This is a genomic window from Agromyces chromiiresistens, from assembly GCF_029167465.1.
Lineage (GTDB): Bacteria > Actinomycetota > Actinomycetes > Actinomycetales > Microbacteriaceae > Agromyces > Agromyces chromiiresistens.
The window spans coordinates 105,730-123,597 of the sequence record NZ_JARFNL010000007.1 but is presented as its reverse complement, the minus strand read 5'-3'; the positions used below and the strand labels follow the sequence as shown (position 1 = coordinate 123,597).

18 protein-coding genes are annotated in these 17,868 nt (G+C 72.4%); 4 read left to right on the top strand and 14 right to left on the bottom strand.

What is annotated here, in order from left to right; translation table 11 throughout:
- Positions 1-115 precede the first annotated feature (115 nt).
- From PX701_RS17585 to PX701_RS17555, 7 genes are all read right to left on the bottom strand, one after another.
- The gene (locus PX701_RS17585) at positions 116-1,078 is read right to left on the bottom strand and encodes an ABC transporter permease (protein ID WP_275507022.1); all 963 of its coding nucleotides are present in this window, start codon (positions 1,076-1,078) and stop codon (positions 116-118) included.
- Positions 1,075-2,436 carry a quaternary amine ABC transporter ATP-binding protein gene (locus PX701_RS17580; RefSeq protein WP_275507021.1) on the bottom strand — a complete coding sequence of 454 codons (1,362 nt, stop codon included), beginning with the start codon at positions 2,434-2,436 and terminating at the stop codon, positions 1,075-1,077. Before PX701_RS17580 ends, PX701_RS17585 begins: the two co-directional genes overlap by 4 nt.
- A 321-nt stretch (positions 2,437-2,757) precedes the next feature.
- Positions 2,758-3,180, bottom strand: coding sequence for a Fur family transcriptional regulator (locus PX701_RS17575; RefSeq protein WP_275507020.1), 423 nt, complete (start codon positions 3,178-3,180; stop codon positions 2,758-2,760).
- Entirely contained in the window at positions 3,177-4,019 is an 843-nt protein-coding gene (locus tag PX701_RS17570) for a metal ABC transporter permease (protein ID WP_231429319.1), read from the bottom strand. Before PX701_RS17570 ends, PX701_RS17575 begins: the two co-directional genes overlap by 4 nt.
- Entirely contained in the window at positions 4,019-5,008 is a 990-nt protein-coding gene (locus PX701_RS17565; RefSeq protein WP_275507019.1) for a metal ABC transporter permease, read from the bottom strand. The genes PX701_RS17570 and PX701_RS17565 overlap by 1 nt, the downstream gene beginning before the upstream one ends.
- Before the next feature lie 46 nt (positions 5,009-5,054).
- Positions 5,055-5,837, bottom strand: coding sequence for a metal ABC transporter ATP-binding protein (locus tag PX701_RS17560; protein ID WP_231429317.1), 783 nt, complete (start codon positions 5,835-5,837; stop codon positions 5,055-5,057).
- 4 nt (positions 5,838-5,841) lie between these two features.
- Positions 5,842-6,939 (bottom strand): metal ABC transporter substrate-binding protein, encoded by a 1,098-nt coding sequence (locus PX701_RS17555; RefSeq protein ID WP_275507017.1) that lies wholly within the window; start codon positions 6,937-6,939, stop codon positions 5,842-5,844.
- Between the two features lie 155 nt (positions 6,940-7,094).
- Here PX701_RS17555 and PX701_RS17550 point away from each other — a divergent pair, with 155 nt between their 5' ends.
- Complete coding sequence (locus PX701_RS17550; RefSeq protein ID WP_231429315.1) at positions 7,095-7,583, top strand: GNAT family N-acetyltransferase; 489 nt, start codon at positions 7,095-7,097, stop codon at positions 7,581-7,583.
- An 83-nt stretch (positions 7,584-7,666) separates the two neighbouring features.
- Here PX701_RS17550 and PX701_RS17545 read toward each other — a convergent pair whose 3' ends face one another.
- From PX701_RS17545 to PX701_RS17530, 4 genes are read right to left on the bottom strand one after another with little or no spacing between them, the layout of a single operon-like run.
- Positions 7,667-9,070: a dihydrolipoamide acetyltransferase family protein gene (locus PX701_RS17545; RefSeq protein WP_275507016.1), complete on the bottom strand. Its 1,404-nt coding sequence runs from the start codon at positions 9,068-9,070 to the stop codon at positions 7,667-7,669.
- A gap of 50 nt (positions 9,071-9,120) precedes the next feature.
- On the bottom strand, positions 9,121-10,143 hold the full coding sequence (locus PX701_RS17540) for an alpha-ketoacid dehydrogenase subunit beta (protein WP_231432223.1): 1,023 nt from the start codon (positions 10,141-10,143) through the stop codon (positions 9,121-9,123).
- A 56-nt stretch (positions 10,144-10,199) separates the two neighbouring features.
- The gene (locus PX701_RS17535; RefSeq protein ID WP_275507014.1) at positions 10,200-11,333 is read right to left on the bottom strand and encodes a thiamine pyrophosphate-dependent dehydrogenase E1 component subunit alpha; all 1,134 of its coding nucleotides are present in this window, start codon (positions 11,331-11,333) and stop codon (positions 10,200-10,202) included.
- Between the two features lie 16 nt (positions 11,334-11,349).
- Positions 11,350-12,477 carry a histidinol-phosphate transaminase gene (locus PX701_RS17530; RefSeq protein ID WP_275507013.1) on the bottom strand — a complete coding sequence of 376 codons (1,128 nt, stop codon included), beginning with the start codon at positions 12,475-12,477 and terminating at the stop codon, positions 11,350-11,352.
- Between the two features lie 86 nt (positions 12,478-12,563).
- Between PX701_RS17530 and PX701_RS17525 the strand changes: the two genes are divergently transcribed.
- Positions 12,564-12,947, top strand: coding sequence for a phage holin family protein (locus PX701_RS17525; RefSeq protein WP_231429311.1), 384 nt, complete (start codon positions 12,564-12,566; stop codon positions 12,945-12,947).
- 9 nt (positions 12,948-12,956) lie between these two features.
- Here the strand turns inward: PX701_RS17525 and PX701_RS17520 are convergent, their stop codons facing one another.
- The 3 genes from PX701_RS17520 to PX701_RS17510 form a co-directional block, all read right to left on the bottom strand.
- Positions 12,957-14,462: a hypothetical protein gene (locus PX701_RS17520; protein WP_275507012.1), complete on the bottom strand. Its 1,506-nt coding sequence runs from the start codon at positions 14,460-14,462 to the stop codon at positions 12,957-12,959.
- A complete protein-coding gene (locus tag PX701_RS17515; RefSeq protein ID WP_275507011.1) occupies positions 14,459-14,869 on the bottom strand; it encodes a hypothetical protein in 411 nt (136 codons plus the stop codon). Before PX701_RS17515 ends, PX701_RS17520 begins: the two co-directional genes overlap by 4 nt.
- Before the next feature lie 101 nt (positions 14,870-14,970).
- A complete protein-coding gene (locus PX701_RS17510; RefSeq protein WP_275507010.1) occupies positions 14,971-15,873 on the bottom strand; it encodes an aminoglycoside phosphotransferase family protein in 903 nt (300 codons plus the stop codon).
- A 63-nt stretch (positions 15,874-15,936) separates the two neighbouring features.
- On the opposite strand from PX701_RS17510, the gene PX701_RS17505 reads away from it, so the two are divergent.
- Together PX701_RS17505 and purB are read left to right on the top strand one after the other, a co-directional pair.
- The gene (locus PX701_RS17505; protein ID WP_231429307.1) at positions 15,937-16,464 is read left to right on the top strand and encodes a low molecular weight protein-tyrosine-phosphatase; all 528 of its coding nucleotides are present in this window, start codon (positions 15,937-15,939) and stop codon (positions 16,462-16,464) included.
- Positions 16,461-17,843, top strand: coding sequence for an adenylosuccinate lyase (purB, locus tag PX701_RS17500; RefSeq protein ID WP_275507009.1), 1,383 nt, complete (start codon positions 16,461-16,463; stop codon positions 17,841-17,843). Before PX701_RS17505 ends, purB begins: the two co-directional genes overlap by 4 nt.
- The last annotated feature ends 25 nt before the right edge of the window (positions 17,844-17,868 follow it).

Genomic DNA, 17,868 nt, shown 5'->3' with positions numbered 1-17,868 from the left:
GGGGTGAGGTCGATGCGAGCGCCGTCGGCCGGGCGGCGCTCGACGCAGGAGGACCTGTGTCGAGACGGCGGCCCGCCTCGATGCGACGCTTCGGTCATGGCGCGAGCGAGGCCGGTCAGCCGGTCGGGGCGGATGCCTCGGCGCGGGCGCCCGCCGCGACGGGCTCGGGCTGCCCGGGGCCGCGGCCCGCGTCGCCCGACCCGTGCCTCGTCGGCGCCGAGGCATCCCCTCGCTGTCGGCGCGGGCGCCGGGTCCGGGGGGCTCCGAGCGCTCCGGTGATGCGATCGAGGATGATCGCGAGGATCACGACGGAGATGCCCGCCTCGAATCCGAGTCCGACGTCGATGCGCGTGAGCGACTGCACGACGTCGCCGCCGAGTCCGCCCGCGCCGACCATGCCGGCGATGACGACCATCGACAGCGACAGCATGATGACCTGGTTGACGCCGGCCATGATGCTCGGCATCGCGAGCGGGAGCTGGATCTGGCGGAGGATGCGCCACGGCGACGAGCCGAAGGCGTGCCCCGCCTCGACCACCTCGCGGTCGACACCGCGGATGCCGAGCTCGGTGAGGCGCACCCCGGGGGCCATGGCGAAGATGATCGTCGCGACGATGCCCGGCACGACGCCGACGCGGAACAGGATGAGCGCCGGGATCAGGTACACCATCGCGGGCATCGTCTGCATGAAGTCGAGGATCGGCCGGATGACGCGCGACGCCCCGTCGGAACGGGCGGCGAGCACGCCCACCGGGATCGCCACGACGACCGCGATCGCGCTCGCGACGAGCACGAGGGCGAGGGTCGCCATCGCGTTGTCCCACTGGTCGACGCCGACGATCACGACGAGGCCGACGGCGGTGCCGACCGCGAGCTTCCAGCCCTTCGCGAACCAGGCGATCGCCGCGATCGCGAGGATGACGACCCAGAACGGCGGCGTCTGCAGCACGAACTCGACGAGGTCGTAGAAGCCGGCGAAGACATCGCGGACGACGCGGAAGAACCCGCCGAGCACCTCGGTGATGAAATCGATGAACGCGGCGACCCACTCGCCGAGCGGAAGGCGGAACTCGGTCATGCCAGGCTCCCCTCCCCCGCGACCACGGCGGGCGATGCGTCGGCCGGCACCGTCTCGACCGGCGGCGCGTCGGCGACCGCCGCCTCCGCACCCGCGGTGCGGTGCAGGGTCTCGGTGATGACGTCGACCGAGATCGTGGCCGGCGTGTCGATGATCACCTGCTCGGCGGTGTCCGTGCTGACGTTGCCGAGCGCGGCGAGCAGGGTCACCCTGGGCACGGCGCCGAGGAGGCGTCCCTCGCCGTCGACGACCGCGAGCGGGAGCTGGCTCTCGACGGCGCTGCCGAGCAGTTCGGCGAGGTGCTCGTCGACGCCCACGACCGGATGGTCGTCGCTGATCGCGAGGCCGAGATCCCGCTCGCCTCGCTGCACGAGGCGCAGCACGTCGCGGTCGTGCGCGACGCCGAGCAGGCGCCGGCCGTTGCCGACGACGAACACCATGGAGGTCTGCAGGTCGCGCATCGTGCGCAGTGCGGCACGCGGACCGGCCGAGGCGGTCGCGACCGCGCGCGGCGCCTCCATCACGTTGCCCGCGGTGAGCACGCGCGCCCGGTCGACGTCCTGCACGAAGTGGGCGACGTAGTCGTCGGCCGGATCGGTGAGGATCTCCTCGGCGGTGCCGATCTGCACCACCCGGCCGTCGCGCATCATCGCGATGCGGTCGCCGAGGAACATCGCCTCGTTCAGGTCGTGCGTGATGAACACGATGGTCTTGCCGAGCTCCTGCTGGAGTTCGACGAGCTGCTCCTGCATCTCGCGCCGGATGAGCGGGTCGAGCGCCGAGAACGCCTCGTCCATGAGCAGGATGTCCGTGTCGGCGGCGAGGGCGCGGGCGAGGCCGACGCGCTGCTGCATCCCGCCCGAGAGCGCCGAGGGAAGCGTGTCGCTCCAGCCGCCGAGGCCGACGCGCTCGAGGATGCGTTCGGCGCGGGCCCGGCGCTCGGCCGGCGGCACGCCCTGGATCTCGAGGCCGTAGGCGGCGTTCTCGAGCACCGTGCGATGCGGCAGCAGGGCGAAGTGCTGGAAGACCATCGACACCCGGCGGCGGCGCACGGCGCGCAGTCGCTTCGAGGCCACGCCGGTGATCTGCTCCCCCATCACGGTGACGGTGCCGTCGGTCGGCTCGACCAGCCCGTTGAGCATGCGGATGAGCGTCGACTTGCCCGAGCCCGAGAGGCCCATCACGACGAAGATCTCACCTCGCCGCACGTCGAAGTCGGCGTCGATGACCGCGGCGGTGCCGAGCGGCGCGAGTTCGTCGCGCCCGGCGCCCTGCCGCAGTCGCTGCAGTGCTTCGCGCGGCTTCCGGCCGAAGAACTTGGTGAGGTGGCGCACTTCGAGTGCGGTCGTGTCTGACATGGTCTGGCTCCCCGAGGGCGCGCGCCGATCACCGCGAACGCCGGGCGTTTCGCGGTCGAGTCCGGGCGCGCCGAACTCCTGGGTCACGGCCGGGTTGACGGCGAGTCGGAAGCCCGGCACTCAAGCCGGGCGCATCATGGGGGCGCCGGGCGAAACAGGGCTTCGTCGCAGCCGGCCATCGGGGCCGGATGCCTCGCCGCCGAACCATACGTTCCGATGATTCCCGTTCGGGAATATCGAACCGCGGACTGGGCGGACGGTCTTGCAGGACCGCACCCCACCGTAACGAGGTTCGTGGCGGAACCCAAACCGAGCACGGTTTTAACGGGCTCGATCAGGGCTTTCCGTCGTCGCCGCGAGTCGCGTGCAGTCGGCGCAGAGCCCGAACACGTCGACGACGTGCGCGGCCTCGGTGAACCCGTGCTCGGCGGCGATGCCCTTCGCCCAGGCCTCGACCTCGGTGGCTTCGATCTCGACCGTGAGCCCGCAGTTGCGGCAGATGAGGTGGTGATGGTGGCCCGCGGTCGAGCAGGCGCGGTACAGCGCCTCGCCGTCGGGCGACTGCAGCGAGTCGGCCTCGCCGCTCGAGGCGAGGTCGCCGAGCGCGCGATAGACCGTCGCGAGCCCGATCGGCGAACCGCTCGCGTGCAGCGCCGAATGCAGCGCCTGCGCGCTGATGAACCCCTCGGTCGTGTCGAGGGCCTCGCGCACGGCCTCGCGCTGCCAGGTGTTGCGTTTCATCATGCGATCCGTGCGCCCTCCGCGGTCTCGACGGGGATGTCGGTCCGCTTCAACGGTAGCGCGCGGAGCTTGGAGATCCCCAGCGCGAGCAGGAAGAACGCGGTCGCCGCGAGCGCGATCGCCGGGCCGGCCGCGACCGCGAACATGCGGGAGGCGAGGACGCCGATGACGCCCGACGCCGCGCCGATCACGGGCGCCGCCAGGAGCACGCCGCGGAACGAACCGGCCACGAGCCGCGCGGCCGCCGCGGGTGCCGCGATGAGCGCGATCGCGAGGATCGCCCCGACGGCGGGGAGCGAGCTCACGACCGAGGCCGCGGTGAGGCCGAGCACGACGAGCTCGATCGGCCATTCGCGGTAGCCCATCGCGCGGAACCCCGCCGGATCGAAGGTCGAGAACGCGATCTCCTTGCCGATGAGCGCGACCACCGCGATCGCGACCGCTGCCACACATGCCGCGAGCAGAATGTCTCCGTCGCTCACCGTCAGGATCGAGCCGACGAGCAGGCTCTCGGCGCGCACCGGGAGGCCCGGGAGGAGGGCCTGCAGCAGGGCGCCGGCCGCGAAACCGCCGGTGAGCACGATGCCGGCGGCGACTTGGGCACCCTGCCGGCGGACACGGGCGATGCCGGCCATGACCGCCACGAGCACGATCGAGGCCACGGCCGCACCGGCGGGCACGCTCACCCCGAGGGCCGCCGCGGCGACTGCGCCGGGATAGGTGCCGTGGGTGAGGGCCTGCGCGAAGAAGGTGCGCTTGCGCAGCACGACGAGCGCCCCGACGAATCCTGCGCCCACGCCGATGACGATGGCGGCGAGCAGCGCCCGCTCGAAGTAGCCCATCAGCGCTCCTCCCCGGCTCGCCTCGCACGCTCGGCGTGCTCGAGCGGCGCCGCAGGACGGCGCGCCCCTGTCCGCGCTGGCCGAGGAGCATCCGACGCCGGAGGAAGCGGCTCGAAGCCCGACCGCCCGACCCCGCTCCCCCGCACCCGTCCGGCCACTTGCGCGACCGCCAGTACGAGCGCGTACCCGAGCACGAACACGGCGACGATCGTCGCCCCGGCCGGCACGTCGACGCCGGCACCGACCGACACGGCGAATCCGGCCGCCAGCCCGAGCCATGCCGCCACTGCGGCGAAGCCGGCAGCTACGGGGAACAGCCACCACAGTCGCATCGTCACGAGCCGCGCCACCGCCCCCGGCACGATGAGCAGGGCGAGTACGAGCAGCGTGCCGACCGTGCTGGCTGCGGCCACGACCACGAGTGCGATCGCCGCGTTGAGCACGAGGTCGAGCACGAGCGCCGAATCTCCCGCAGCGCGACTCCCCCGGGCGTCGAAGGCCCTGAAGAGCTGCTGCTTGAGCGTGACCACGACCGCGACGAGCGCGACGCCGCTCACCGCGACCAGCGGCAGCACCTGGTCGGGCGGAATCGTGAGCACCCGACCGAACAGCAGCGCCTCGAGCTCACCCGCGTAGTCGCTGCTCTTCGAGACGACGATCACGCCGATGCTGAAGGCGGCCGTCAGCACGATGGCGATCGCGGCGTCCGACGTGATCCCGGCGCGGTCGAGCCAGGTGAGGGCGAGCGCACCGGCGAGGGCGGCGATCGCCGCGCCGGGGATCAGCCCGCTCGCACCGCCGACGGCGAGGCCGATCGCGAGTCCGGGGAAGACGGCGTGGGTCAGTCCGTCGCTGATGAACTCGAGCCCGCGCAGGTTCACGAGCACCCCGACGACGCCCGCGACGACGGCGAGCACGAGCATCACGACGAGGGCGCGCCCCATGAACGGGATCGCGAAGGCCGAGAACAGGGCGTCGACGATGGTCATCGGGCGCCGCTCCCCCGCCGCGACGGCTTATATGCCGATGCCCGCATCAATGTCCTTCGTGCCCGGGCACGACGAGGGTGTGCTCGTCGATCTCGACCTCGACGCCCTCGAAGCACTCCTGCACGTTGCCGAGGGTGAGCACGTCGTCGACCGGGCCGTGCGCGAGCTGGGTGCCGTTGACGAGCACCACCGAGTCGCAGACGAGCCGGGCGAGTTCGAGGTCGTGGGTCGAGACGAGCACGGCGACGCCGTCGGCCTTGAGCTGCCTGAGCGTCTCGACCAGCGCGTCGCGATTGGCCTGGTCGAGCCCGTTGAACGGCTCGTCGAGGAGGAGCAGCGCGGGTTGCGAGGCGAGCGCCCGGGCGAGCAGGCCGCGCTGCCGCTGGCCGCCGGAGAGCTCGCCGAACGGGCGCTTGGCGAGTTGCGCAAGGCCCACCCGGTCGAGCGCCTGTGCGACCGCTGCGCGGTCGGCGCGCCCCGGCCAGCGGAGGAGCCCAAGGCCGCGATACCGCCCCTGCATGACGACCTGCTCGAGGCTGATCGGGAAGTCGGCGTCGAGCTCGGCCGACTGCGGCAGGAACGCGACCATTCCGTTTCGGGAATGCGACGGGCGTTCCGACGCGCGGGCGCCGCCGAGCTCGAGCGTGCCGGCCGTTCGCGGCACCAGCCCGAGGATGCCCTTGAGCAGCGTCGACTTGCCCGCGCCGTTCGGCCCGATGAGCGCCACGGCCTCGCCGCGGCCGATCTCGAGGTCGAGGCCGGCGACGCCGGCGCCGCCCGGATGGGTGAACGCCGCACCGGTCAGCCGCAGCACGGGGGAGTGGGTCATGCCGTCATCCTTGCAGTACCGCCGGCAGCGGGGAAGGCTCGACGCCCCACGACTCGAGGATGAGCCGCGCGTTGTGCACCTGGCTGCCGAGGTAGCTCTCGCCGTCGCTGCCGGCCGCGCCGAGCGAATCGCCGTAGAGCGCGTCGGGTCCGGAGTACACCGTCGCCCCCGACTCGGCCCCGATCGTCTCGGCCGCCTTCGGCGAGATCGACGCCTCCGAGAACACCGCCTTCACACCGGTGTCGCGGATCTTCGCGACGAGGTCGTCGATCTCGGCGGCGCTGGGCTCGGCGTTGTCGTCGAAGCTGGGGATGATGCTGCCGACGAAGGTGATGTCGTACGCGTCGACGAAGTAGGTGAACGCATCGTGGTTCGTCACGAGCAGCCGGTCGGCGACCGGAACCTGTTCGACGTTCTCGGCGATCCACTCGTCGAGCGCGTCGAGCTGCTCGAGATAGGCCGTCTCGTTCGCCTCGACCGCGTCGGCGTCGATGCCGGGCACCTCGGCGAGGCCGTGCGCGATGTTCTCGACCATGTGCTCGGCGAGCTCCGGGTCGGTCCAGATGTGCGGGTTGCCGTCGCCGTGATCGTGGCCGTCGTGATCGGCCGCCGACCCGGCCGCCGGGTCCTCGGACTCATGCTCGGACGACGACTCGTCGTCGTTCTCGTGGTCGTGCCCCGAGTCATCCGTCTCGTGCTCGTGGTCGTCGGTGCCGTACAGCTCGATGCCCGTGCTGGCGTCGATGAGCACGCCGTCGAAGCCCGAGGCCTCGACCGCGTCGTCGAGCCAGCTCTCGAGGCCGGCGCCGTTGACGACGAGCACATCGGCATCGCTCAGCGCGAGCAGCTGCGCGGCCGAGGGGTCGAACCCGTGGGCGCTCTGGCCGGGGGAGAGCAGCTGGGTGACCTCTGCCTCGTCGCCGGCGAGCTCGCGCGCGAAGTTGCCGACCTGGGTCGTGGTGGCCACGACCCGCGGCGCGTCGGCGCTCGCGCCGGCCGCCCCGGGCCCTGCGCAGCCCGCGAGCGCCAGTGCGCCGACGGCACCGAGCCCAACGGCGGTCGTGGCGGTGAGCATGCGGCGAGGTCGGGGGAGCGTCGTCATGCCTCCACCCTAGGTGTTATTGATAATGATTGTCAAAACCATCTGGCGGCTCGAAGAGTCGAGGGGCAGCCCGGGTGATCTCGAAGCCCCGCGTCAGCCGCCGCGCTGTGGACAACCCTTGGCGTGTGTCGTCGGGTCGTGCAAGAGTGAAGTACGTGGATACGACGACGACACCCGCGCTCACGTTGCATCCGTTCACCGTCGCCGATGCCGAGCGCGTGCTCGCGGGCGAGGTCGATCCGCACGATGGCTGGGAGGGCGCCTACGCCTTCACCGACGAGCCCGAGCTCCTCGCCGAGTACGTGCAGGCGGTCCGTGAGAGCGGCGACCCCGCGCCGTTCGGACCGTACCTCGTGCATCGCGGCGAAGACGGACCGGCCATCGGGGGAGTGAACCTGTTCGGCCCGCCTGGCCCCGACGGGGCCGTCGACTTCGTGTTCGGGCTCGTCCCGGCGGTGCGCGGCCAGGGCCTGGCGCTGCACACGATCCACGCGGCCGTGGAGCTCGCCCGCTCGGCGGGCGCACGCATCGTGCGCGCCGAGGCCGAGGTCTCCAACCTGCCGGCCCGTCGCACGCTCGAGCGCGCCGGCTTCGCCGAGGCCGGCCGCACGCCCGACGCGATCACGTACGAGATCCGCCTGTAGCCGACCTGTTGCGCCCACGCTCCTCGGCCGGTCCGCGGCGCACGATAGCTGCGGCGACGCTGTGGAGCGGGGCGAGCGGCCCACTACTCGAGCAGCAGCGCCGGCTCCTCGATGATCGAGGCGACGTCGGCCACGAAGCGCGAGACGACGTCGCCGTCGACGACGCGGTGGTCGAACGAGCCGCCGATCGTCGTCACGAAGCGCGGGCGCACCTCGCCGTCGACGACCCACGGCTTCTGCTTGATCGTGCCGAGGGCGACGATGCCGACCTCGCCCGGGTTCAGGATCGGCGTGCCGGTGTCCATGCCGAAGACGCCGATGTTCGTGATCGTGATGGTGCCGCCCTGCATCTCGGCGGGCTGGGTCTTGCCCTCGCGGGCGGTGAGCGTCAGCTGCTCGAGGGCAGCCGCGAGCTCGACCATCGACATGTCCTGCGCGTTCTTGACGTTCGGCACGATGAGGCCGCGCGGCGTCGCCGCCGCGATGCCGAGGTTCACGTAGTGCTTGACGATGATCTCGTCGTCGGTCCACTGCGCGTTCACGGTGGGATTGCGCCGCACCGCCCAGAGCATCGCCTTCGCCATGATGAGCAGCGGTGAGATCTTGATGCCGGCGTAGTCGGGGGAGGCCTTGAGCCGCTTCAGGTACTCCATGGTGCGCGTGGCGTCGACGTCGACGAAGACCGACACGTGGGGCGCCGAGTACGCGCTCTGCACCATCGCGTTCGCGATCGCCTTGCGCACGCCCTTCACGGGGATGCGGGTCTCGCGGTCGGCCGGCGCCTCGGGCGTCTGGATGTTGCGGAAGACGCTCGCCTGGCTCGCCTCGCGGATGACGTCGTCGCGCGTCACGTCGCCGATCGGCCCCGTCGGTGCGACGCGCGAGAGATCGACGCCGAGATCCTTCGCGAGCTTGCGGATCGGCGGCTTCGCGATCACCGGCACGTGCGGCTCGGGCTTCGCCTCGGCACGGGCTGCGGGGGCGGGATGCGTCGTGGCGGGCGCCGCCGGCGGAGTGGGGGCCGGCACCGCGGGAGCCGCCGGCGGGGCCGGCGCGGGGTGCGGAGCGAGGTTCACGTGGGCGCCGTTCGGCGCCGGGTGGCGGCGACGACGGGTCGCGGCCGGGCCCGACGAACCGTGCCCGACGAGCACGGCGCCGCTGCCCTCCGCCTCGGGCGCGGGCGCAGGTTCGGAGGGAGCCGAGGTCGCACCGGCTTCGGGCGCCCCGGCGGGCGCCGTGCCCGCGGCATCCGTCTGGATCACGAGGATGGGCGTGCCGACGTCGACCGTCGCGCCCTCGTCGACGAGCAGCTCGGAGACGACGCCCTCGAACGCGCTCGGCAGCTCGACGAGCGACTTCGCGGTCTCGATCTCGACGAAGACCTGGTCGAGCGAGATGCGATCGCCCGGCGCAACGCGCCACTGCACGATCTCGGCCTCGGTGAGGCCCTCGCCGACATCGGGAAGGGGGAATCGGATCTCGCTCATCAGTCTTACCCTCGCAGTCGAGTCATGCCGTCAGCGTCATACGAGCCGGGTCAGTACGCCAGGGCGCGATCCACGGCTTCGAGCACCCGGTCGGGGCTCGGGAGGTACTCGGTCTCGAGTGCGGCCGGCGGGAACGGCGTGTCGAAGCCCGACACGCGCAGCACGGGCGCCTCGAGCGAGTAGAACGCCCGCTCGGCGACGGTCGCCGCGATCTCGGAGCCGACCGACACGTTGCCGTAGGCCTCCTGCGCGACGACGAGGCGACCGGTGCGGTGCACCGAGTCGAGCAGCGGGCCGTAGTCGATGGGGGAGAGCGAGCGCAGGTCGACGACCTCGACGCTCGTGCCCTCTTCGGCCGCGATGTCGGCGGCCTGCAGCAGCGTCGAGACCATCGCGCCGTGGCCGACGACGGTGACGTCGGTGCCCTGGCGCATCACTCGGCTCGCGTGCAGCGGCAGTCCGGCGTGATCGAGGTCGACCGGGCCCTTGGGCCAGTACCGGCTCTTCGGCTCGAGGAAGAGCACCGGGTCGTTCGACTCGATCGCCTCGCGCACCATCCAGTAGGCGTCGTGCGGGTTCGACGGGCTCACCACGCGCAGGCCGGGAGTGTGCGCGAAGTACGCCTCGGGGCTCTCCTGGTGGTGCTCGATCGAGCCGATGTGGCCGCCGTACGGCACGCGGATGACGACGGGCATCGTGACGCGGCCCTCGTGTCGCAGCGTCTGCCGCGCGAGCTGCGTCGTGATCTGGTCGAACGCGGGGAAGATGAAGCCGTCGAACTGGATCTCGCACACCGGGCGGTAGCCGCGCATCGCGAGGCCGATCGCCGTGCCGACGATGCCCGACTCGGCGAGCGGCGTGTCGAGCACCCGCTTCTCGCCGAACTCGGCCGACAGCCCCTCGGTGACGCGGAACACGCCGCCGAGCGGTCCGATGTCCTCGCCCATGAGCAGCACCTTCTCGTCGGCGCGCATCGCGTCGGCGAGGCCGGCGTTGATGGCCTTCGCCATCGACATGGTGTGCACGCCGCGCACGGCGTCGGCCGGCGCGGCCGACTCCGTCGCGACATCCATGACGGATGCCTCGGCCGTCGTGTCGCTCGTCACGCGTACCTCCTCGTCGATGCCGCTCACGCCTCGCCTCCCTCGAACGAGGTCTCGAACGCGTCGAGCCAGGCGAGCTGCTCGGACATGAGCGGGTGCGGCTCGCTGTAGACGTGGGAGAAGATCGTCTCCCGCGTCGGCGCCTCGAGCTCGAGCGTGCGCCGGCGCACGTCGGCCGAGAGGTCGGCGGCCTCCTGGTCGACCTCGTCGAAGAACGCGGCGGAGGCTCCGCGGCCCTCGAGCCACGTGCGGTAGCGGGTGATCGGGTCGCGCTCGGCCCAGTAGGCCACCTCGTCGTCGGTGCGGTACTTCGTCGGGTCGTCGGCCGTCGTGTGCGCACCCATGCGGTAGGTGAGCGCCTCGATGAAGCTCGGGCCCTCGCCGGCGCGCGCCTCCTCGAGCGACTGGCGGGTGACCGCGTAGCTCACGAGGACGTCGTTGCCGTCGATGCGCACGCTCGGCATGCCGAAGCCGGCGCCGCGCAGCGACAGCGGGCTGCGCGACTGCCGCGAGACGGGCACCGAGATCGCCCACTGGTTGTTCTGCACGAAGAACACCTGCGGCGTCTGGTAGCTCGCGGCGAAGACGAGCGCCTCGCTCGCGTCGCCCTGCGAGGTCGAGCCGTCGCCGTAGTAGACGAGCACGGCCGCGTCGGACTCGGGGTCGCCCGTCGCCGTCGCGCCGTCGAACTGCAGGCCCATCGCGTAGCCGGTGGCGTGCAGCGTCTGCGAGGCGAGCACGAGCGTGTAGAGGTGGAAGTTGCCGCTCTCGTCGGGGTTCCACCCGCCCTGGGTCACGCCGCGCAGCAGCGCGAGGATGCCCACCGGGTCGAGCCCGCGGATCATGCCGACGATGTGCTCGCGATACGAGGGGAAGAGGTGGTCCTGCGGGCGCGCGGCATGCGCGGAGCCGACCTGCGCGGCCTCCTGGCCGTGGCTCGGCACCCACAGTGCGAGCTGGCCCTGCCGCTGCAGGTTGGCTCCCGTGAGGTCGAGCCGGCGCGACACCGCCATGTCGCGGTAGAAGCGCTGCAGGGTCGTGTCGTCGAGCGCCTCGACGAGGGGCAGGTACGGCTCGGCCTCGGGGGTCGGTCGCAACTGGCCCTCAGGGGTCAGGAGCTGGACCGTCGGCGCGGTGAAGTCTCTCTCGCGGGCTGCCACCGTTCCACGCTACCCGCTATGCGGGACGCCCTTCTTGTGAGGCCGGTACAAGCTCACTGAGAATCGTGAGGAGGGTTTCGACAGACTCCGGCTCGCCGATCGAGATCCGGATGCCGTCGGGGGCGAACGCCCGCGTCACGAGGCCGGCGTCGAAGAGGCGCTCGGCGACCTCGGCCGTCGCCTCGCCGCTCGGCAGCCAGATGAAGTTGCCCTGCGCCTGCGGAATCGGCCAGCCCTGTGCGATGAGCGCAGCCCGCACCCCGTCGCGGCGCGCGGCGATCACGCCGACCCGGTCGAGCAGCTCGGCCTCGGCCGCAGGCTCGAGCGAGGCGATGGCCGCCGCCGACGAGGCCGCCGTGACGCTCAGGGGGATGACCGTCGCGCGCGCGGCGTCGAGGATCGGCACGGGCCCGATCGCATACCCGACGCGCAGGCCCGCGAGACCGTACGCCTTCGAGAAGGTGCGCAGGATGACGAGGTTCGGGTACCGGCCGAGCAGGGTGCGGCCGTCGACGGCCTCATCGACCGAACCGGGGCCCTCGCGGTCGACGAACTCGATGTACGCCTCGTCGAGCAGCACGAGCAGGTCGGACGGCACCTTCGCCATGAACGCCTCGAACTCGGCGGCCGTGACGACGACACCGGTCGGGTTGTTGGGGGAGCACACGATCGCCACGCGCGTGCGCTCGTTGATCGCGGCGGCCATGGCATCGAGGTCGTGGCCGTGGTCGGGGCGATTCGGCACCTGCACGCTCGTCGCGCCGGACACCGTGACGAGGCCCGGGTACGCCTCGAACGAGCGCCACGAGTAGACGACCTCGTCGCCGGGCGCGGCCGCGGCCTGGATGAAGGCGGCGAGCAGCGCGACCGACCCGGCGCCGACGAGCACCTCGTCGGCGGTCACGCCGAAGCGGGCACCGAGTCGTTCGCGCAGCGCCAGCGCCGTGGCATCGGGATAGCGGTTGACCGTCGCACCGGTCGACGCGACCGCCGCGGCGACCGAGGGCAGCGGATCGAACGGGTTCTCGTTGCTCGACAGCTTGTAGCCGTCGGCCGGGGCAGGGCGGCCCTGCCGGTACGGGGGAAGGGCGGCGATCTCGGGGCGCAGGCGAACGCCTGCGCGCGAAGGCTCCGGTGCGGTCACGCGTTCAACCGTACCGCCTCGCCCCGCGGAACTCCTCGCCCGGCGGGGCTCTTCGCCCGGCGGGCGCGGTCTGACAGAGTGGGGGCATGCGCTTCATCGTCAAGGTCATCGTCATCGCCTTCGCGCTCTGGCTGACGACGCTCATCGTCTCGGGCGTGAACGTGGTGCCGTACGACGACACCGACATGGCACGGGTGCTGACGTACCTGCTCGTCGCGCTCATCTTCGGCCTCGTCAACGCGATCGTCGGCACGTTCATCAGGGTCGTCGCGTTCCCGATCTACGTGATCACGCTCGGCCTCATCTCGTTCATCGTGAACGGGCTGCTCCTGCTCATCGTCGACTGGATCAGCGACCTCATGGGCTTCGGCCTCGTCGTCGACAGCTTCTGGTGGGGCGTGCTCGGCGCGCTCGTGCTCGGACTCATCAGCTGGCTGATCGGGCTCGTCGTGCGACCCTCGAAGGACTGACCGCACGCCTCACTGCCGCCGGGCGACCCACTCGCTCACCGCGCCCTCGCCGCCGCCCGTGAACGCCAGCAGCTCGCGGAACTCCGCGAGCCGCGGGTCGTCGGACTCGTCCATCAGCGCCGCGGTCTGCCGATAGCGCTCGAGCGAGTGCGCCGGCAGGATCTCGCCGTCGTACGACCGGCCGGGTTCGAGCGCGTCGCGTGCGACCACGATGCGCTCGGGCGACGGGTGACCCGCCCCGCCCAGCGCGGGTACGAGGTCTTCGGTGTGCTCGACGGCGACGTTCGGCACGCCCGGCCGCGTCGGCGCCGAGTCGTTCGGCCCGCCGAGGTCGAGCGCCCCGATGACGCCCAGGGACGGGTCGCCCGCGAGCCTCGCCCCGATGATGCCGCCGCCCGAGTGCCCGGCCACGAGCACCGGGTCGTCGGGCGCGATGCCCGCGGCCGACATCGCCTCGCGCACCGCGCGTTCGCCCGCGCCTGATGAGGCCCCCGCGCGCCGCAACGCGTCGAGCGGCGAGTCGTCGGCGATGCCGTGCAGGTTGTTCACCATGTCGAAGGGCTGCTCGCCCGCGACGACCCCGAGTTCGACGGTGCCGCTGACGTACACCACCCATCGCGGGTCGCCGGGCTCGCCGTAGCGCTCGATGCGGATCTGCGGCCCCTCACCGCCCGGAATGCGGCCCGCGAGGTCGCCGAAGCCGGCCGGCGCCCGCACCGTGCGTTCGGGGCCCTCGGACGGATGGCCGCCGGGCGCCTGGCCGTCGCCCGCCCGGTCGTCGCGATCCGTGCGGCGAACGCGGACGGGTCCGTCGACGAGCGCCGGCGCACGGAGCGCCGCGGCGAGCGCGAGCAGCACCGACGCGCTCTCGGGCGCCCCGACATGCGGCCCGATCAGGGCGGCGAGCTTCTCACCGCCCGGCACGTGCAGGGCGCCGAGCACGAACTCGTCGACCGAGTCGACGGCAGCGCGGACCGCGCGCACGAACAGCGGGTCGGACAGCACGCCCCGGTTGGCCGCGAGCCACTCGTCGAGCGCGGTCGCGCCCCACACCTGCCGGGCCGACGTGTTCGCCCCCGCGGCGAGCGCGACCCCGCCGGCGAGGGCGGCACCACCGGGTGAGACCAGGAACGAGCCGAGCAGATACCCGGCGACGCCGCCGCCGACCCGCCAGGCGCCGTCGACCAGCTGTTCGGTCAGGCCGTAGCGCTCGGCGCTCGCGATCAGCGCACTGCGCAGTTCGTCACCCTCGGCCCGGCGGTCGCGCAGCGCGCACTCGAGACGGTGGGTGGCCCCGGCGGGGTGCGGCCCGTTCCAGAGCGTCTGCCGGCCGGCGAAGCCACCGGCATCGCGGTCGGCGCCGAGCGCGTCGAGTTCGACCGCCAGTCCGGCGGCGTCGCCGGCGGCGGCTTCGAGCGCGGCGACGGCGGCGCCGAGGCGAGCTGCGTCGGCGAACAGGTCGTCGGTCGCGACGGCGGTCGTCCCCCCGCCCGAGATCGTGATGGCGTCGCTCATGCCGCACCCCGGCGCTCGTCGGCGACCCGCAGCATGCGTGCCTGCTCGGCGAGGTCGGCGGCGCGCCGGGCCTCTTCGGCGGCGCGCACGTCTCGCTCGGCCTGTTTGTACGCGGCGATCTCATCGCCCATGCGCCGGATGCGCTCGTCGAGCTCGACGACGGCCTGATCGAGCAGGCCGACCGCGGCGAGCGCACCCGACCTGAGCTCGTGCAGCCGTTCGGCGTAGCGGTCGGCCGCCTGCGAGCGCCACGATCCGCCGTCGGGCGGCAGCATCGCCGCGGCGTGCCCGATCGCGGTGCGCAGCGGCGCGAACCGCCCCCGCAGCATCGTCGCGCGATCGAGCTCGTCGCGGGTCGCGCAACCGCCGCCCGTGAGCGCGAGCAGCCATTCGTCCGAGGCATCCATGCCGGTCAGCCTGCCGGTGCGCCGCGGCCTCCACGATCGTGCGGGCCGCGCCTGTGCACCCGCGCACGCCGACGGCGAGTGTGGAGGACGGGTGGGCGGGCTCAGCCGGCGAGCACCTGCGCGAGCGCGAAGCGCCCGAGGCGCCCGATCGGTCCCGATCCGTCGAGTTCGTCGACGACCGCGCTGCCCCAGACGAGCGCCCAGCCGCGCGCGCGCCGCCACGTCGCCGCGTCGACCTGCCGGCGCCGCTCGACCTCGCTCCGGAAGGCGGCCCGACCGGTGGCGCCGAACGTCAGCCAGGCCGTCGCGAGATCGGTGGCCGGGTCGCCCGCGGTCAGGTCGCCGAAGTCGATCACCGCGGCGAGATCACCGGATGCCTCGACCACGAGATTGCCGGGATGCAGGTCTCCGTGCAGCCAGGACGGCGGGCCGTGCCACGCGGGCGCCCCGAGCGCATCGCTCCAGAGGTCGCGCAGGGCCGCCACGTCGAGCCCGTCGAGATCACCGGTCGCCGCGCGCACCGCGAACCGGTCGAGCCGGGCGCGCACCGCCTCGTCGCGCACGCTGAGCGGTACGCCGCGATACGGGTTGCGGGGGGCGCCGTCGGGCGCCGGCACCGCCATCGCATCGACGAATCCGGCGAGCGCGGGCGCGAGGATCGCACGGCGTGCGGCCGACGCCTCGGCCGCCACGGTGCCCGTGAACCACGGCACGATGCTCCACGGCGCGTCGAACCCCAGGTCGGGGGCGGGGCGACCGATGCGAACCGGCGCGGGCACGGCGACCGGCAGCCGTGCGGCGAGCCCGGGCAGCCAGCGCTGCTCGTGCGCGATGAGCGGCACCGCCACCAGCCGCCGCGGCAGCCGCACCGCGAGCACGTCGCCCAGGCGGAGGATCGCGTTGTCCCACCCGTTCGCGACGAGTTCGAGCGGGCCCGCCAGGTCGGGATGCTGCCGCTGCACGAGCCGCGCCGCGAGCTCGGTGTCGACCTCGAAGTCCGGCACCGGGGCATCCATCGTCATCTCCACCCATTCCTGAAAGCCGCATTCTCCTCCACAATGGAACCCATGACGCGCGCGGAACCCGCGGGGGAGGCCGCGCAGCCCTTCCGGGTGTCCTTCGTGTGCACCGGCAACATCTGCCGCTCGCCGATGGCCGAGGTCGTGCTGCGCGCCCTCGCCGAACGTGCCGGACTGGCGTCGCGCATCGCGATCGAGTCGGCCGCCACGGGCGATTGGCACGTCGGCGAGCCGGCCGACCAGCGCACCGTCGACGCGCTCGCGCGCGCCGGCTACGACGGCACGCATCACCGTGCGCGGCAGTTCGACGCCGGCGACTTCCCCGACCTCGACCTCGTGGTCGCGTTCGATCGCGGGCAGGCGCGCATCCTGCGCAACTGGGCCGCCGGCCCCGTCGAGGAGCACAAGGTGCGCCTGCTGCTCGAGTTCGAGCCCTCGCTCAGCACGCTGCAGGACGTGCCCGACCCCTATTACTCCGACGATGCGATGTTCGATCGGGTACTTGAGATGATTGAACGGTCGACCACGGCGCTCTTCCGGCAACTCGCGCCGGCTCTCAGACAAGGAAACCGATGACTTCGCTGCCCCCCCAGCCGCTCAGCCCCCTCGACGGACGCTACCGCTCGGCGGTCGGCGAACTCGGCGAGCACCTCTCGGAGGCCGGCCTCAACCGGGCGCGTGTGCACGTCGAGATCGAGTGGCTCATCGCGCAGACCGACCGCGGCTTCTTCGGATCGTCGCCGCTCGGCGACCACCAGAAGGCGGCGCTGCGCCAGGTCGTCGCCGACTTCGGGCAGCCCGACATCGACGAGCTCGCGTCGCTCGAGGCGACGACGCGCCACGACGTGAAGGCCGTCGAGTACTACGTGCGCCGCCGGCTCTCCGACCTCGGGCTCGACGCGATCGCCGAGCTCACCCACTTCGCCTGCACCTCCGAGGACATCAACAACCTCTCCTACGCGATCACCGTGCGCGACGCGGTGCAGCAGGTCTGGCTGCCGAAGTACCGCGCGGTCATCGCCACCCTGCAGGCGCTGGCCGTCGAGCACCGGGATGCCTCGATGCTGAGCCGCACGCACGGCCAGCCGGCGACCCCCTCGACCATGGGCAAGGAGCTCGCAGTCTTCGTGCACCGCCTCTCGCGCATCGCCGCTCAGGTCGAGGCGACCGAGTACCTCGGCAAGTTCTCGGGTGCGACGGGCACGTTCTCGGCGCACGTCGTCGCCGCACCGGATGTCTCGTGGCCGACCGTCTCGCAGGAGTTCGTCGAGTCGCTCGGGCTCAGCTGGAACCCGCTCACGACGCAGATCGAGTCGCACGACTGGCAGGCCGAGCTCTACGGTCGGGTCTCGCACGCGAACCGCGTGCTGCACAACCTCGCGACCGACATCTGGACGTACATCTCGCTCGGCTACTTCCGGCAGATCCCGGCGGCCGGCGCGACGGGCTCGTCGACGATGCCGCACAAGGTCAACCCGATCCGCTTCGAGAACGCCGAGGCGAACCTCGAGCTCAGCTCGGCGGTGCTCGACTCGCTCGCCGCGACGCTCGTGACCTCGCGCCTGCAGCGCGACCTCACCGACTCGTCGGCCCAGCGCAACATCGGCGTCGGCTTCGGGCACTCGATGCTCGCGCTCGACAACATCCAGCGCGGGCTCGGCGAGATCGACCTCGACCGGGCGCTGCTGCTCGCGGACCTCGACGGCAACTGGGAGGTGCTCGGCGAGGCGATCCAGACGGTGATCCGCGCCGAGGTCGTGGCCGGCCGGTCGACGATCAGCGACCCCTACGCGCTGCTCAAGGAGCTCACGCGCGGCAAGCGGGTCGGCGCCTCGGACCTGGCGACCTTCGTCGAGTCGCTCGAGATCGGCGACGAGGCGAAGCAGCGCCTGCTCGCCCTGACGCCCGCATCGTACGTCGGCATCGCCGACGACCTCGTCGACCGGCTGCCGTAGGCGTTTCGCGACGCCTCCCGCTCGG